The organism is Phocicoccus schoeneichii (genome assembly GCF_014635565.1).
Taxonomy (GTDB): Bacteria; Bacillota; Bacilli; order Staphylococcales; family Salinicoccaceae; genus Phocicoccus; species Phocicoccus schoeneichii.
Window position 1 is genome coordinate 260697 of record NZ_BMDB01000002.1, and the last position, 15994, is coordinate 276690.

The following is a 15994-nucleotide window of genomic DNA, read 5'->3' on the forward strand; positions in this document are numbered from 1 at the left end:
GAATGAATTGAGTGTACAGTGCTTAGTTCATTTTATTTTTAAGTACGTTACGTTCACTGTCTGGGACATTATATACCCAAGTGCCAGTCAATTTCGTAAGAACAACCATCGCAATTACGATGAGTACAGATGCAATTCCTGCAATCATCCATTGTCCGCTAATTAAGAGTGCGGGGAAGGTCGACCAAATGGCAATCTCAGCAATATTTGTCGCTGGTGTCATCGCAGTATCTTCAATTGTACCTGATTTGTTTTCAGGGTCTACGATACGGAATAGTACGAAACCAATCGCAAATACTCCAGTGTAGTTACCGAATACGAAAATCGAACGTTCAAACCAATTATCCGTATTGTACGCACGACCGAACGGCCAGATAATAATGGCAACAAGGAAGATACCAAGTAACACAGAAAGGATAATTGGACCTGCATACGCAATTACAACGTCTAATTTAATTGCTGCAATACCGAAGAATACGAGGTAGTCTGTTGACGTTCCCGCGATTCGGTTGTTGATGTTTTTATCTACATACGTATATACAGGCGTTTTACGTAAACATAAGAATACAATTAACGCTACAAGGAACGCGACTGTGAAGTCTGGAATTCCTGAAAGTAGGTTCTCGCCAACCCAAGAGTTCAACATGTACGCGCCACCCGCGACTGCGAGTACTAAACCTAAGTGGAATGTTAAAGTATCGAGTGAAATGGGTGAAATCGTTTCGTTACCAAATGACTTACGTAACTTTTGTGGAATAAGTCCTGTCTTCATTTCTGGATCGATATTTTTGAAATCTTTAAGATATGCTGTTTGCCCTTTTTTAGCAGCGATATTGATGAGTAAAATACCACCGAATACCCCTGTTAAGATACCGATTGTCGCGAATGTCATCGCAATATCACGTGCTTCAGTCCAGCCGAGGTCATAAAACGTCTGTCCGACTGCAGCTGCTGTACCGTGTCCACCGTAGAATCCGGAGTGTAAGAGCATTGCAAATCCGTCATTTAGTGTTGGGAAAAGTGGCTTTAATACCCATATTGTAAAGAATAATGGCACCATAATCTGAAGACTCCAAGTGAGTACTTTGAAAATTTGATACCCTAAAATTCGTTTTGTTTGTTCTTTACCGCTACCTTTCGCTATTTCAAAGCCGTTAATACCTACGACTGTGAATACGAGAATAATTAAGAAACCTGCGTATGTACCGATGTTTTCAGTAAATGGTAGCCATCCAAGGACGTTCGGACCGAAGATTAAGCCTAAGAATCCAGCGAGTACACTAGCTGGTATGAAAAACTTTTGGAAAATTTTCAGTTTGGAACGCATGAGTTGTCCAATTAAAATTAAGACTGAAGCAATACCGAAGTCAATGAGTAAATCAGCGACTGTCATAAAAATCCTCCTCTATCTAATAACTTTAAAAATTTTGAAAACGCTTATATAGCTATTTTTTATAAAAAGCAAACCTTAGTATACCATTTAATTCATTATAACTTCTATAGTTTTTTGTGATTAAAAAGAGTATCATGAATAGTAAGTAAATCAATATTAGGAGGGTTTGTTTTGAAGGAAGCTTTATTAATTGTTGATATGAGTAATGACTTTGTGGCATTAGATGGCGGTTTGACTGTTGGGCAACCAGCGATTGACATTGTGCCATTTGTGCGCGACTTGGCGGACAGGTTTTTATCTGACGGAAAAACGGTTGTAATTTCGATGGACGCACACCAAGAAAACGATCCACACTTTGATTTGTGGCCAGTACATAACGTCGTTGGCACAGAAGGGCAGAAGCCGTATGGCGCCCTCGGTGAATGGTACGATAAAAACAAGGATCACGAAAACGTGCTTTACTCTGAGAAAGAAAACTACAATGCATTCTTCAAAACAGGGTTAGCTGAAGAATTGCGTGCACGCGGTGTAGAGACGGTTCATGTTGTTGGTGTTACAACAGACATTTGTGACTTCATGACAGTTGCCGGTGCTGATGCAGAAGGGTTTAAAACAGTCGTACATAAAGATGGTGTTGCAACATTCACAGACCTCGGAGACACAATGCTCGAACACATGACGCGCTGTTTCCATACGGAAATCGTGTAGAGGTGAGAATGTGGTGCCTGGAAAATACAGCGCAAGTCAATCGTAAGAGAGCGAGCGAGAGCTCTTTCTAGTGAGTGACGCGAATAGGACATGAAATTCTAGAATGTAGGATTACGTGTTCTATTTTTTTGTAGGATGCGACATGTAATTTTTGTTTTAGAGATTACATGTCGTGTTCAGGTCGTGGTTTTATCGAATGCGAGATACCGCACCTTGATTACGTTGTAATCAAGTCGTGGTTTCGTTGAAAGGGAGATTCCACACCCTGATTACGTTGTGATCAAGTCGTGGTTTTATCGAATGCGAGATACCGCACCTTGATTACGTTGCAATCAAGTCGTGGTTTCGTTGAATGGGAGATTCCGCACCCTGATTATGTTGTATTCAAGTCGTGGTTTTATCGAATGCAGGATTCCGCACCCTGATTATGTTGTAATCAAGTCGTGGCTTTATCGAATGCGAGATACCGCACCCTGATTACGTTGTATTCAAGTCGTGGTTTTATCGAATGGGAGATTTCGCACCCTGATTATGATCTAAACGTCCTGTGGTTTCCTGGAAACTCGAAATAGACGTGATGATTACGATCTAAACGTCACTTGGTTTGTTGAAAACCCAAATTAGACATGATGATTAAGGGCTAAACGTTATGTGGTTACTTGGAAACTCGAAATAGACGTGATGATTACGATCTAAACGTCACTTGGTTTGTTGAAAACCCAAATTAGACATGATGATTAAGGGCTAAACGTTATGTGGTTACTTGGAAACTCGAAATAGACGTGATGATTAAGAGCTAAACGTCACTTGGTTTGTTGAAAACCCAAATTAGACATGACGATTAAGGGTTAAACGCCCTGTGGTTTCCTAGAGACGCGTAATAGACATGATGATAAAGCCCATCCCCCGCGCGGTTCGTTAAAAACGAAGACTTTACATACCAATCGGATAGACACCCCATCACTCACGGTTCCGCCATATATTCCATGCTAACCATGCAACATAAACTACGGCGACTGCGATTATCGTGATGGTGACTCGCGTGGTATGGATGTGTTTATCTATTAAATAGAATGAGATGAGTGAGGTCTCGATCATCAGGAATAGAATTAGTGACTGGGCATATTTTTTCAAAAGCATGGGAGCCTCCAAAAATATTTTGTACGATTATCATAACAAATTCGCAAAAATTATGCCGAAATTCGAAACTTTTTTAATTTACAAACCCTTGATATGAGTGGGTTTTGTTTACGGATAAAAACTTTTTATACAATTCGGCTTTACTTTTGTCAAAAAGACTCGTATACTTTAGTTAAGTAATTTTTTCGTGATAGGTTAGTAATTTCGTTATAGAATTCTCTCCGATGATTTATGAAATAGGTTACAAATATTTGTGCAAAAGCACACGGAGGTATTCTTTATGAATAAAGGTACAGTTAAATGGTTCAACGCTGAAAAAGGTTTCGGTTTCATCGAAAGAGAAGACGGAGATGACGTATTCGTACACTTCTCAGGAATCAATGGCGATGGTTACAAATCATTAGAAGAAGGCCAAGCAGTAGAATTCGAAATCACTGAAGGTCAACGTGGCGAGCAAGCTACAAACGTTACTGCTCTTTAATTTTTAAAGACAGTACAGAAGAGTCCCAACATACGTGTTGGGACTTTTTTTATGTCTAATTTCGTAATTCTCATTAGTTATGTGGACAATTTCACAAAAAAATAGCACAATAATTATATATGAACAGAACGGGAGAGTGGGGTCATGAAACGCAGTTTCGTGATTGGTGCAACAATAATTTTGGTGATTGCTTTGGTTGTAATGGGCGTGAAAATCTCTCAGCACACAAAGTACGAGAACGTTTTTGAAGAAATTTACTCGATCACAAAGACGCAAGAGACAAACATTAAGTCGCATGAGGACAAAGTCTATACATATGAAGTTCTGGTTCCGAAAGAGGAATTGTCCAACGGAATCGACAGCACAGTGACGACGTTCCACTTTGAAGAGGACGAAAGACTCGAAACAGTGGTCGAAAAAGGTGACTCAAAACTTGTCGCAACGTATAAAAAAGGCAGCAATGAGCTAGTTCTGAACTTTACCGGTAATGAAGAAGATAAAAACACGCTACACGACGGATTCGAAAATGCGGTAGTTAAGAAGTGGTTCAAAGAGAGAGCGAGCAGATTTTCTCAGAATGAACTTGGAGAACTCGTTATCACAGAAACGAGAGAGTAAAAGGGCACACTTTACCAGTGTGCCTTTTTTGTTTTTATCTTTAAATGGAGTCAGTGGTGTTGTCAAATCAGGTTAAATAAGTGGTAAAATAATAAAGGAAACGAATACATATTGAGTTAGGAAGATGGATTTGAAAGAGTTAAAATTGAAAGTGGCACTCATTGCGGTGTCTGTGATGTTGCTTGCTGCGTGCACAAATAACGAGAAGAATGCTGAATTGAAAAACATACCTTTTGGGAATAAACAGAATGAACCAAAGATTACGGACGTTGCTGAAGACGATAAAGATAAAGAGACAGAGTCTAAAGACGAATCAGCAGACACAGATGAAAATAAAACGGAAGAAGCTGAATCTGACGATGAGACAGAAGAAGAAGTGAACGACAGAATGCCAAACGAGGAGAATGTCTACGATCAGTCAAGTATCTTAGCGATTGTGAACCGCGGAGAGACGCTAGATCCGACCTATGTGCCTCGCGACCTCGTGACAATAGAAGTCCCATACGTGAACGACATTCCGATGGTCAATCAATTGCGAAAAGAAGCGAGCGACGCGCTCACAAAGTTATTTGATGATGCATCGAAAAATGGCTACACTCTTTATGCTGTGAGTGGCTACCGTTCATACGATTATCAAGCGGAACTCTACGATAATTACGTTCTGTCACACGGTGAAGAAGTTGCACGCATGTTTAGTGCACCTGCTGGCGCGAGTGAGCACCAAACAGGATTAGCGATGGATGTTTCAAGTGAAGAGGTTGTTTATCAACTTGTAGATACGTTTGGAAACACGGATGACGGTGTTTGGGTGAACGACAACGCACACCGTTTCGGATTCATTATTCGCTATCCATACGGCAAGGACCATATCACGGGTTACATGTACGAGCCATGGCACCTGCGCTATGTTGGAACAGACCTCTCATACGAACTCTATGAATCTGGGCTCACGTATGAAGAGTACCTCTGGGAACAAGGGATTGACGTGAAAAATTAGTGGAAAACAGACGCAGAAGCGTCTGTTTTTTTATGGAGCACACCATGTTTTTATCAGCATAAATAAGGGGTATAGTATAGAAATAAATGATAGAGGTGAGGATATGTTAGCGTATGTTTGGGCAGAGGACGAAAGTCAATTAATTGGTAAGGATGATCAGCTTCCGTGGAGACTACCTGTGGATGTGAAGTTTTTTAAAGATGTTACAATGCGTGGAGATGTTGTTATGGGTCGCAGCACGTATGAAACGATTCCGAATCGTCCATTGAAAGATCGACGTAACATTGTACTCACGTATCAAGATGATTATGATGCACCGGGAGCAATTGTTGTGCATTCGAAGGACGAGATTTTGAAGTTGCATGAGGATTCTAGTGAGGATTTCTACATCATCGGTGGTGCAACGTTGTTTGAATTATTTAAAGATGAAGTTGAAGAATTGTACCGAACGGTAATCCATGACACTTTCGATGGAGATACGTATTTCCCAGGTGATTTCGATTATTCTAAGTTTGAACGTGTGAAATATTGGAGCGGGGTAGTGGATGATAAAAACAAGTATCCTCACACGTTTGAAGTGTGGAAAAGAGTGTGAAATTAATTCATGAACCGGTCATAAAACTCGCTTATAATGGTTAAGTGAGGTGATTGGATGTTTGAAGAAGCGAAGAAATTTATAGAGTTGATGTATGAGGAATGTGGTCTTACTAAGAAGAATGCCAGGCTATCTGAAATTGAAGCGGAGATTTTAGAGACTGGGATGTACACCCATACCACAGAGGAACTAGAATATGGTGCGCGTGTGGCGTGGCGCAATTCGAATCATTGCATTGGACGCCTATTTTGGGAGACGTTAAGTGTACGTGATCTTCGAGAGATTGATACACCGGAACAATTCATAGAAGAGATTGAAACGCATATTGTTGAGGCAACAAATGCTGGAAAAATTCGCCCAATGATTTCAATTTTTAGAAACGATTTTAAACTCGCGAATGAACAAATTTTACGTTATGCAGGTTATGATAATAAGGGTGATCCACGTTCTAGAGAAACGACGGAATTTATAGAATCACTTGGATGGAAAAAGAGTGAAGCAGATTTTAATCTCTTACCACTGACGTTCAAGTATGGTGGTAAGTGGCACGTTCATGATTATCGACCGGATGTGGTGACAGAAATTGATATCGAACATGAAGATTATCCGAAACTTAAAGCACTTGGTCTTAAATGGTACGCTGTGCCAATGATATCCAATATGACTTTAGAAATTGGTGGCATTGAATATCATACGGTACCGTTCAATGGTTGGTATATGGAAACAGAGATTGGTGTACGAAACTTCACTGACACGTATCGTTATAACAAGCTGAAACCGATCGCTGAGGCGTTTAACCTTGATACGAAGCGCACGGATTCCTATTGGCGCGACCGTGCACTTGTTGAGTTTAACTATGCCGTTTATCATTCATATAAAAAGAATGGTGTTTCGATGGTAGATCATATCACGGCATCTAAGCAATTTAAACTGTTTGAAGAAAAAGAAAAAAAAGCAGGACGAAAGGTTACTGGAAAATGGAGCTGGCTCGCACCACCACTCTCACCTTCCTTGGTTCATAACTACCATTATGGATTTGATGACATCGAAAATAGTCCGAAATTTAAATACAGCAATAAAAAATGTCCATTTTCTTAAGAGAATGTGTGATGCTTCTCGGAAACGGGTATGAAGAAAATTAAGTATAAAATTATATTTTACGAGATTATACTTGGTTGAATGATCTATCCAATAGGAGGAGTCCTTTATGACTGAATTAAAAAATCCGAAAACACAATTTAAAGCAGATTCGTTTATAGATCAGAGTCAAGACACACCAGCGTTACAATCTAAAATGACTCCCGTACCTGATACGGGTGAAGAGACGTATAAAGCGAGTGATAAGCTCGTAGGACGTAAAGCATTTGTTACTGGAGGAGACTCTGGAATTGGAAGAGCTGCAGCGATTGCTTTTGCTAAAGAGGGTGCAGATGTTGCGATTCAATATTTAAATGGTGAGGAAAAAGATGCGAATGAAGTAAAAGCATTTATTGAATCACTAGGTAGAAAGGCAGTTTTACTTCCATATGATTTAAGAGATGAAGGCGCGGCTACTGAACAAATTGAAAAAGCAGTTGAAGCACTTGGAGGCTTAGATATTCTGGTGTTAAATGCTGCGCAACAAATCGCACAAGAAAAATTAAGTGATTACACAGTAAAACAAATTGAAGACACATTTAAAATAAATGTGATCAGTCAGTTTGAATCCATGATTGCAGCAGAAAAGTATTTAAAACCAGGGGCATCTGTTATTATGACAACAAGTGTTCAAGCGTCTAGTCCCTCACCGCACCTCATGGATTATGCAGCAACAAAAGCATCGATTAGAAATTTAGTAGTGCATTTCTCTCAATACTTTGCAGATAAAGGTGTACGTGTGAATGGTGTCGCACCAGGTCCTATTTGGACACCGCTGCAACTTGACCATGGACAATTAGAAGGAGCAATTCCAGAATTTGGTCAAGATTCTAATCTTGGTCGTGCTGGGCAACCCGTGGAACTCGCGCCTGTTTATGTACTGCTTGCATCAGAAGAAGCAAGTTATATTACAGGCCAGATTTATGGTGTAACGGGTGGAGAGAATATAAACCTTTAAAAACAATATTTTATAAATTTTCAAAATATTATTGACACTCTGAAAAATATGCTTTATATTGAGTCTAACAAATAAATATTATTTCTTATCCAGAGAGGTGGAGGGACTGGCCCTTTGATACCTCGGCAACAAGCAGCAATGTGTTGTGCCAATTCCAGTAGCGTCAAGCTTGAAGATGAGAATAGATATAATCGTATTTACGATTCATTGACCTCTATTTTTATCTATATAAAAATAGGGGTTTTTTTATTTGAAAAACAATGGAGTGAGCATTTTTGATCGAGTTTATTGATGTATCAAAGCAATTTAATAGAAAAGGCGTCACGACAGACGCCCTAAAAAATGTGTCACTTAAAGTAGAGCCTGGCGAAATTTTTGGAATCGTCGGATTCAGTGGCGCAGGCAAAAGTACGCTAATCAGAATGGTGAATCGCCTTGAATCTCCAACAACAGGTGACGTTAAAATCGCCGGACAGTCACTCGAGAAATCGAATACGAAAGAGATTCGTACAATCAAGCGCGACATCGGAATGATCTTCCAGCATTTCAACTTACTCGATTCGAAGACCGTCTACAAAAATGTGGCGATGCCCTTAATCTTACAAGGCGTCGACAAGGGTGAAATTGATCGACGTGTCACTGAACTTCTAGACTTTGTTGGACTTGGAGATAAAAGTAAGAGTTACCCAGATGAATTATCTGGGGGTCAAAAACAACGTGTAGGTATTGCGCGTGCACTTGCAACGAACCCGAAAATTCTGCTCTGTGACGAAGCGACAAGTGCACTTGATCCTGAAACGACAACTCAAATATTGGAACTGCTAAAAGAAATTAATCAAACATACGGCATTACAATCCTACTTATTACACATGAAATGAGCGTTGTGCGTGAGATTTGTGACCGAGTGGCGATCATGGAAAAAGGTCGAGTTATCGAGGAGGGCACAGTATTCGATATTTTCTCTAATCCAAAAACAGACACAGGTAAGAGTTTTGTGAATACCGTCATGCATAATGAGGTTCCGGAATTCGTGCTTAAGTTACTTCATGAAAGTCCAGAAGAACGTCATATCTACCGTTTAAACTTTGTAGATGATTCAGCGGGTGAACCGGTGCTGAGTCAGGTGTCGAAAAAATTCGACGTTGAAACGAGTGTGCTGTTCGGAAATATCACGCAACTCCAAGATATACCCTTTGGTAACCTAATTGTTGAGTTTATTGGACAAGGGCGTGAAGTGGCGAGTGTGCTCAGCTACTTAGACAGTAGAAATATCATTTATAGTGAGGTGACTAGAGATGCTCGTTAGTACAGACAGAATAATCAGTTCAGTAATAGAAACGTTGCAGATGGTGTCCATCTCATTCATTTTTAGTATTGTGATTGGTTTGCCGCTCGGAATTTTATTATATGTGACAAGACGCGGTCAAATATTAGATCAACCCATTATATTTAATGTACTCAATATAATTATTAATATCTTTAGATCTGTACCTTTCATTATTATTTTAGTCGCAATTATTCCGTTCACACGATTTGTTGTTGGAACGTCAATCGGAACTGAAGCGGCAATCGTACCAATGGTCGTATACGCAGCCCCATATATTGCGCGTTTAGTAGAAAGTAGTTTACTTGAAGTGGATGACGGAGTGCTTGAAGCAGCAAATGCAATGGGTGCAACGCCGCTTCAAACAATTGTCCGATTCGTGCTGCCAGAAGCACTTTCAAGTTTAGTGATTAATTTCACTATTGCAATCATTGGGCTCGTCGGTGCATCAGCAATGGCCGGTGCTGTTGGTGGCGGTGGTGTGGGTGACCTTGCAATTACATACGGATACCAACGTTTTGATGGGGTCACAATGTTAGTTACAGTGGTGATTTTAATTGTCATGGTTCAAGGGTTACAAAGTTTCGGAAATGTACTATCAAAAACTATTAGAAGGAAGTAATAATATGAAAACAATGATTCGTTTAGCTTTAATTTTATCTATAACACTTGTACTTGCAGCATGTGGTGGGAAAGATAGTGAGAAAGTAAAAGTAGGTATCAGCGGTACGGACACATCAACGTGGGACTTCATTGCTGAAAAAGCAAAAGAAGAAGGCATAGAAATCGAAGTGATTTCATTCAATGACTACGTACAGCCAAATATTGCATTAGCTGAAGGGGAAATCGACATCAACGCATTCCAAACTGTTGCGTATTTTGATGAGTTTATTAAAGAACGTGACTTAGATTTAGTGCCAATCGGTACAACTGTTTTAGCACCAATGGGTATATATTCTAACAAAATTGAGAGTTTAGATGAGCTAGAAGAAGGCGATACGGTAGCATTACCGAACGACGTATCAAACCAAGGACGTGCGTTAATGCTTTTAGAACAAGCAGGAATATTAAAATTAGTGGACAACTATAATGGGTTGGATTCAATTGAGGAAGCAGTAGTTGAAAACCCAAAAAATATTAAGTTACAACCACTTGCACCAGCTCAAATTCCTAGATCTTTAGATGATGTGGATGCAGGCATCATTAATAACGGTATTGCGAGAGATGCTGGATTCAATATTCAAACAGACTCTATATTCTTAGAAGACGACACAGCAACACCATATGTTAACATCATTGCGACTAAACAAGAGAATAAAGATAATGAAACATACAACCGTATCGTAGAGTTATATCAAGACGAAGATACAAGTGAGTTTATCATTGAGCATCATAAAGGTGCGAGCATCCCAACAAAACTCCCATTGTCAGAAATTGGTTGGTAAAAATCAAAAGCTGTTACAACAGACTAAACGCACATCTGTGAGGATGTGCGTTTTTTCTTATAATAATCTTTCTATTAATGACTCTCTTGACTCATTGAGCAAATACATAGGTGGGATATCAAATATAGATTTTGCGCCGAATTGTCTAGCGTCCATGAATCGTTTCGCGGCTCTTGCACACGCAACTGCGACGCTCGCAGTAAACTCTGGATTCGAGTCTAAATCTAAAGTTGTCTTATACGTATGCGTATTGTCGCCCGTATATCCGCGACGGATTACATGGCCCCCATGTCTTAACTGAGTATGATTTTTATTATACTCACTCTCAGAAATAAAGTGAACCTCCGTTTCATATGGTTCAAAGTAGTCTGGCATCGTGATAATAGATTCGCGCACAATATCCGCATCCGCACCTTCTTCAAGGACCACATACACCACGCGATGGTGAGATGAAAACTTGTCGTACGACACGTCTCTGCCGTCCTCAATCTCTTTAATCATCTCGCTCGATGGCATCGTGTACTGTGCCGCAAGCTTCACACCATCAAGTCGACGCACCGCATCACTATGTCCTTGAGAAAGCCCTGGTCCCCAGAACGTATATGACTCACCGTTTGGCAGAAGCGCTTCACTATACAACTTCTGTACAGAGAATACGCCCGGATCCCAGCCCGTACCAATGATCGACACGTTCTCACCACCAGTCGCAGCCTCGTTCATGCGCTTAAAGTGGTTTGGCATATCGCGATGGTTGTCGTAACAATCCACTGTTGAAAAATTTTTCGCATACATATGCGCAGTCTCGGGAATGTCCGTTGCCGACCCGCCACACAAGATTAAAACATCAATATCGTTCGTTTTTTTCTCTAACGCATCCATGTGGTACGCTCTAGATGCCGTATCTAAACTGTCTGGATCACGTCTCGTAAATATACCGACGAGTTCTAAATCATCGTGGTACTGAAGCACCTTCTCCACGCCACGACCTAAATTTCCATATCCTACAATTCCAACTTTTGTTTTCATGTTATCCCTCCAACACGTCTGTAACTGTGTATAAACCTGGTTCTTTTTGTACTAAAAATTCAGCTGCTTCCAACGCACCTTTCGCGAAAATACGCTTCGAGAATGCCGTATGTTTTAGCTCAATAATTTCATCTTCACCGTAGAAGAATACGGAATGTTCGCCAACCGCTGTGCCTCCTCTTAAAGATGAAATCCCGACCTCATTTTGGTCGCGAGATTCATACATACCACTGCGTCCTTCCAGTTTATGAAGTTTCCCATCACGTCCATGATTCACTGCATCAAACAACATGTTTGCCGTGCCACTTGGCGCGTCTTTCTTAAATTTATGATGTGTCTCTGTAATTTCGATATCAAAATTCTTTAAAGTTCGTGCGATTTGTTCCGCGAGCTGCTCCATCACGTTGATGCCGAGACTGTAGTTCCCTGCATATACAATAGGCACGTTGTTTGATATGTCTTCGATTAAAGACACGTGCGCCTCACTGTACCCTGTTGTTGCTATCACAACGGGTACCTTGTTTTTTTCAGCAAAGTTGAGCATGTCTTCTAGTAAATCGGGTGTGGAGAAGTCGATAATTACATCCACGTCTTCTGTCACTTCTTTGAACGTTTCGTACACTGGGAAGTCTGACGCGCTTCGTCCAATTCCTGCGACAATCTCGCTACCTGCAAGGTCACTGACCGCACGTCCCATCTGTCCAGTTGCACCAACTAATAAAATATTCATACATCTCTTCCTTTAAATCAGGTTTAATTTTTGCATTTCCGTTTTAAGTCGTTCTGTGGTCGTGTCTTCTGCCACCGATAACGGCAAGCGTAGTTCCGGCGTCCCGAAACCTAAGAGTGACATTGCACGCTTTATTGGAATCGGACTTGCTTCTATAAATAATGTGTCGATAAACGGCAGTATCTTGAGTTGAATATCACGCGCCCGTTTAACGTCTCCTTTTAAGTAGGCGTGGCAGATCTCACTTGTCTCACGTGGCATCGCGTTTGCAACAACGGAGATTACGCCTTGCCCGCCCACAGACATGAACGGCAGAATGATATCGTCGTTGCCAGAGTAGAGTGCGAAGTCATCCGAGACAAGACGTCTTAAGTGTGACGTATAGTTTAAGTTTGCGGTCGCATCTTTCAAGCCAATGATGTTGTCGTGTTTTGAAAGTGCCACGATTGCTTCGACTGGGATGTCAACGTTTGTGCGGCCAGGAACCGAATATAGAATGATTGGCGCACTCGATGCATCTGCAATTTGAGTGAAGTGGTCAATGAGCCCTTGTTTACTTGCTTTATTGTAGTAAGGTGTCACTACGAGTAGGGCATCAACGCCCATGTCTGACACTTCTTTACTCCATAATGTGTCTTCACGTGTGTTGTTCCCACCTGTTCCTGCGATGACTGGAATTCTGCCATCGATTTTGTCTACTGTAAATTGAATTAATTCACGCTTTTCATCTTTAGAGAGTGTCGTTGCCTCTCCTGTTGTACCGATGACGACAATCGCATCAGTGCCTTCATTTAGATGAAATTCTAAAAGACGTGTGTACGTGTCATAATCAATATCACCGTTGTTTAAAAATGGGGTTACAATTGCGACTCCAGATCCTTCAAATAACATGTGTATATCATCCTTTTTTATATATTAAAAGCGTCTGCTAACAGCTCAATGACGCGTGTTGTGTTTTCTGTATCTACGACATATGAAATACTGATTTCTGATGTTGAGATTTCATAAAAACGAATGTCTTCTTCTAAGAAAATTTCAAATACTTTTGCTGCGATACCGACTTGATTTCTCATCGCTGTACCGACAATCGATACTTTGGAAACGTCTGTTTTCATGCGATAGTCAATTTCTTTTGACTCTAAAACATCTTCGATCTCATGTTTTGATGCTTCAGTAGAAGTGAAACTGATCTCTGTCTGATCGTTCACAATTGTTTGGCTGATAATATCTATATTGACGTTTCTCTGTGCGAGTTCTAAGAAACATTCTGTGATCTTTGCAGAACTTCCTGTTTTGTCACTCATTGAGACGAGCAGTACTTCATCTAATTTTGAGACGTTTGTCAGTGTTGTTTTTTCCATATCTTTTCCTCCTACAACGCGTGTCCCAGGTGTGACACCATCATTTAAACGAATTTCCATTTCTACACCGTATCGTTCGGCGATTTCTACGCTACGCGGTTCAATCACGTTCGCACCGAGATGCGCCATCTCCATGAGCTCTTCGTAAGTAACGACGTCGATTTTTTTAGCACCTTTATGAATTCTTGGGTCAGCAGAATATATACCGTCAACGTCTGTGTAAATTTCACACTTAGCACCGAGTTTCGCTGCGATTGCGACCGCTGAAGTGTCAGACCCACCGCGACCGAGAGTCGTAATGTCACCCTCAGGGTTCATGCCTTGGAATCCAGTAACGACGACAATGTGTTCTTCATCTAAGTGACGCTTCAGTCTTGTGACATCCACGTCTTCAATCTTATTCGAGCCGTGTTTTCCATACGAGTTGAATCCTGCTTGAAATCCAGTGAGTGATACTGCTGGAACGCTCATTTCGTTTAAACAAATGGAGAGTAGGGAGGCACTGACAATTTCACCAGTAGCAACGAGCATGTCCATCTCTCTTAAATTCGGACGTTCCGACAGATTATACGCTTTATCGATCAGGCTGTTTGTTGTCTTACCCATTGCGGATACGACAACGACGACGCTCATATTTTTCTTTCTCTGTTCAATAATTTGTGCGACTTCTTTTACTTTTTCTAAATCAGCGACGGAACTTCCGCCGAACTTCATGACAACTGTTTCTACGCTCATTCCATCACCTCATCGTTACGAATTAAATCTTCATATGTTTCGCGTCTGACAGCGACTTTTGTTTCTCCGTCCTTCACGAATACAACAGCCGGTCGTGTCATGCGGTTATAGTTCGAACTCATCGAGTACGCATATGCCCCAGTTGATGGTGTTATGAGTAAATCACCAGGAGCTGCTTCAGGGAGTTGCACATCTTCAATTAGCACGTCACCCGTTTCACATAGCTTTCCTGCGACTTTGTAGTGTGCAGAAGGTGCTTCATTCATCTTGTTTGCGAGATATGCCTCATATTTCGCTTCGTACATCGCTGGTCTCATGTTGTCGTTCATGCCGCCATCGACGAGCATAAACGTGAGGTCTTCTGCCATTTTTTTGATTGCACCAACCGTATACAGAGTTGAACCGAAGTTGTTTACCATCGAACGTCCAGGCTCGATTGATACGATTTTTGGTGAGATACCGTATTCCTGAAACACAGACTCGATGTGTGCTGTATATTTCGGTAAGAATTCTGTTAAATCAAGTGGCGTGTCTCCTGCTGTGTAATAGACGCCAAAACCGCCGCCTAAGTTGATTTCTTCGACCTCACGACCAAGTGCTTCCTTCAGCTGTTTCGCGTATTCCGCCATTTTTTTCGCTTCAAGATAAAAACTCGCATCATCAAAAATTTGTGAACCAATGTGACAGTGGATACCCACAAAATCGATTCTGTCATCCGCTTCAAGAGTCTTTATGAACGTCATAGTCTCGTCCTTATACATATTAAATCCAAACTTCGAATCTTCCTTAGTTGTCTGAATGTATTTGTGCGTATCAGTGTCGATATCTGGATTCACACGTACCATGACGCGCTGTGTTTTATCTTTTTCATTAAGTAATCCGTTCAACATCTCATATTCATATTGATTGTCCAAAATGATCGTGCCGACGTTTTCCTCAATAGCAAAATTTAATTCATCATAAGTCTTGTTATTTCCGTGAAAATAAATCTTTTTCGGATTAAACCCAGCTCGAAGCACTGTGAACAGCTCGCCACCACTCACGACGTCGATGAATAGGTTATTTTTCTTAGCGAGGCCCGCGATATAAAGGTTTAAGAACGCTTTTGATGCATAGAGTACGCGCGACTCAAATGTGTTTGACGAAAAATGTGTCGTAAACGTCTGCATCTGTGTTTCAATCGCCACCTCATCCATTACATAGAGTGGGGTACCGTAATTTTTACGTAACTCCTCTGTATTCACACCACCAATGTAGAGCGTGTTTTCTTTAACTTCCATCGTTCCAAATAATTTCATTCTTGTGACCTCCAAAAAATAATAAAAAAAACATGAATGCGTGAGCA

Annotated in this window: 16 protein-coding genes and 1 riboswitch; of the genes, 10 read left to right on the forward strand and 6 right to left on the reverse strand. The window is 40.8% G+C overall.

What is annotated here, in order from left to right; translation table 11 throughout:
• Positions 1-22 precede the first annotated feature (22 nt).
• A complete protein-coding gene (locus tag IEU51_RS06435; protein WP_186085796.1) occupies positions 23-1393 on the reverse strand; it encodes a sodium/glutamate symporter in 1371 nt (456 codons plus the stop codon).
• 171 nt (positions 1394-1564) lie between these two features.
• Here IEU51_RS06435 and IEU51_RS06440 point away from each other — a divergent pair, with 171 nt between their 5' ends.
• The 10 genes from IEU51_RS06440 to IEU51_RS06485 all read left to right on the forward strand — a co-directional run bounded on the left by IEU51_RS06440 (position 1565) and on the right by IEU51_RS06485 (position 10797).
• Complete coding sequence (locus IEU51_RS06440; RefSeq protein ID WP_186085791.1) at positions 1565-2101, forward strand: cysteine hydrolase family protein; 537 nt, start codon at positions 1565-1567, stop codon at positions 2099-2101.
• 1420 nt (positions 2102-3521) lie between these two features.
• The gene (locus tag IEU51_RS06445) at positions 3522-3722 is read left to right on the forward strand and encodes a cold-shock protein (RefSeq protein WP_186085788.1); all 201 of its coding nucleotides are present in this window, start codon (positions 3522-3524) and stop codon (positions 3720-3722) included.
• A 144-nt stretch (positions 3723-3866) separates the two neighbouring features.
• The gene (locus IEU51_RS06450; protein ID WP_186085786.1) at positions 3867-4340 is read left to right on the forward strand and encodes a hypothetical protein; all 474 of its coding nucleotides are present in this window, start codon (positions 3867-3869) and stop codon (positions 4338-4340) included.
• Between the two features lie 130 nt (positions 4341-4470).
• Positions 4471-5337 carry a M15 family metallopeptidase gene (locus tag IEU51_RS06455; RefSeq protein WP_186085783.1) on the forward strand — a complete coding sequence of 289 codons (867 nt, stop codon included), beginning with the start codon at positions 4471-4473 and terminating at the stop codon, positions 5335-5337.
• A 103-nt stretch (positions 5338-5440) separates the two neighbouring features.
• Positions 5441-5932 carry a dihydrofolate reductase gene (locus tag IEU51_RS06460; RefSeq protein WP_186085780.1) on the forward strand — a complete coding sequence of 164 codons (492 nt, stop codon included), beginning with the start codon at positions 5441-5443 and terminating at the stop codon, positions 5930-5932.
• Positions 5933-5989: 57 nt separating this feature from the next.
• On the forward strand, positions 5990-7030 hold the full coding sequence (locus IEU51_RS06465) for a nitric oxide synthase oxygenase (protein WP_186085777.1): 1041 nt from the start codon (positions 5990-5992) through the stop codon (positions 7028-7030).
• 109 nt (positions 7031-7139) lie between these two features.
• Positions 7140-8027 carry an SDR family oxidoreductase gene (locus IEU51_RS06470; protein WP_186085774.1) on the forward strand — a complete coding sequence of 296 codons (888 nt, stop codon included), beginning with the start codon at positions 7140-7142 and terminating at the stop codon, positions 8025-8027.
• Between the two features lie 82 nt (positions 8028-8109).
• Positions 8110-8209: riboswitch (SAM riboswitch) on the forward strand.
• A gap of 93 nt (positions 8210-8302) precedes the next feature.
• On the forward strand, positions 8303-9334 hold the full coding sequence (locus tag IEU51_RS06475) for a methionine ABC transporter ATP-binding protein (protein ID WP_186085771.1): 1032 nt from the start codon (positions 8303-8305) through the stop codon (positions 9332-9334).
• Positions 9324-9974 (forward strand): methionine ABC transporter permease, encoded by a 651-nt coding sequence (locus IEU51_RS06480; RefSeq protein ID WP_186085753.1) that lies wholly within the window; start codon positions 9324-9326, stop codon positions 9972-9974. Before IEU51_RS06475 ends, IEU51_RS06480 begins: the two co-directional genes overlap by 11 nt.
• Positions 9975-9978: 4 nt before the next feature.
• Positions 9979-10797 (forward strand): MetQ/NlpA family ABC transporter substrate-binding protein, encoded by an 819-nt coding sequence (locus IEU51_RS06485; protein WP_186085750.1) that lies wholly within the window; start codon positions 9979-9981, stop codon positions 10795-10797.
• A 57-nt stretch (positions 10798-10854) separates the two neighbouring features.
• On the opposite strand, the gene IEU51_RS06490 is transcribed toward IEU51_RS06485, so the two are convergent.
• The 5 genes from IEU51_RS06490 to lysA are packed head-to-tail and all read right to left on the reverse strand — an operon-like array spanning position 10855 to position 15947.
• Positions 10855-11823, reverse strand: a complete 969-nt coding sequence (locus IEU51_RS06490; protein WP_186085747.1) for a diaminopimelate dehydrogenase — start codon at positions 11821-11823, stop codon at positions 10855-10857.
• 1 nt (position 11824) lies between these two features.
• Complete coding sequence (gene dapB, locus IEU51_RS06495; protein ID WP_186085744.1) at positions 11825-12553, reverse strand: 4-hydroxy-tetrahydrodipicolinate reductase; 729 nt, start codon at positions 12551-12553, stop codon at positions 11825-11827.
• A 12-nt stretch (positions 12554-12565) separates the two neighbouring features.
• Positions 12566-13444: a 4-hydroxy-tetrahydrodipicolinate synthase gene (gene dapA / locus IEU51_RS06500; RefSeq protein ID WP_186085741.1), complete on the reverse strand. Its 879-nt coding sequence runs from the start codon at positions 13442-13444 to the stop codon at positions 12566-12568.
• 17 nt (positions 13445-13461) lie between these two features.
• Complete coding sequence (locus IEU51_RS06505; protein ID WP_186085738.1) at positions 13462-14649, reverse strand: aspartate kinase; 1188 nt, start codon at positions 14647-14649, stop codon at positions 13462-13464.
• A complete protein-coding gene (lysA, locus tag IEU51_RS06510; RefSeq protein WP_186085735.1) occupies positions 14646-15947 on the reverse strand; it encodes a diaminopimelate decarboxylase in 1302 nt (433 codons plus the stop codon). The genes IEU51_RS06505 and lysA overlap by 4 nt, the downstream gene beginning before the upstream one ends.
• Positions 15948-15994 lie beyond the last annotated feature (47 nt).

Excerpts from the sequence above, each read along its gene's own strand:
- IEU51_RS06465 (WP_186085777.1), top strand. The coding sequence starts at position 5,990 with ATGTTTGAAGAAGCGAAGAAATTTATAGAGTTGATGTATGAGGAATGT.
- IEU51_RS06485 (WP_186085750.1), top strand. The coding sequence starts at position 9,979 with ATGAAAACAATGATTCGTTTAGCTTTAATTTTATCTATAACACTTGTA.
- IEU51_RS06435 (WP_186085796.1), bottom strand. The coding sequence starts at position 1,393 with ATGACAGTCGCTGATTTACTCATTGACTTCGGTATTGCTTCAGTCTTA.
- dapB (WP_186085744.1), bottom strand. The coding sequence starts at position 12,553 with ATGAATATTTTATTAGTTGGTGCAACTGGACAGATGGGACGTGCGGTC.
- IEU51_RS06445 (WP_186085788.1), top strand. The coding sequence starts at position 3,522 with ATGAATAAAGGTACAGTTAAATGGTTCAACGCTGAAAAAGGTTTCGGT.
- IEU51_RS06505 (WP_186085738.1), bottom strand. The coding sequence starts at position 14,649 with ATGAGCGTAGAAACAGTTGTCATGAAGTTCGGCGGAAGTTCCGTCGCT.
- lysA (WP_186085735.1), bottom strand. The coding sequence starts at position 15,947 with ATGAAATTATTTGGAACGATGGAAGTTAAAGAAAACACGCTCTACATT.
- IEU51_RS06450 (WP_186085786.1), top strand. The coding sequence starts at position 3,867 with ATGAAACGCAGTTTCGTGATTGGTGCAACAATAATTTTGGTGATTGCT.
- IEU51_RS06460 (WP_186085780.1), top strand. The coding sequence starts at position 5,441 with ATGTTAGCGTATGTTTGGGCAGAGGACGAAAGTCAATTAATTGGTAAG.
- IEU51_RS06480 (WP_186085753.1), top strand. The coding sequence starts at position 9,324 with ATGCTCGTTAGTACAGACAGAATAATCAGTTCAGTAATAGAAACGTTG.
- dapA (WP_186085741.1), bottom strand. The coding sequence starts at position 13,444 with ATGTTATTTGAAGGATCTGGAGTCGCAATTGTAACCCCATTTTTAAAC.
- IEU51_RS06490 (WP_186085747.1), bottom strand. The coding sequence starts at position 11,823 with ATGAAAACAAAAGTTGGAATTGTAGGATATGGAAATTTAGGTCGTGGC.
- IEU51_RS06470 (WP_186085774.1), top strand. The coding sequence starts at position 7,140 with ATGACTGAATTAAAAAATCCGAAAACACAATTTAAAGCAGATTCGTTT.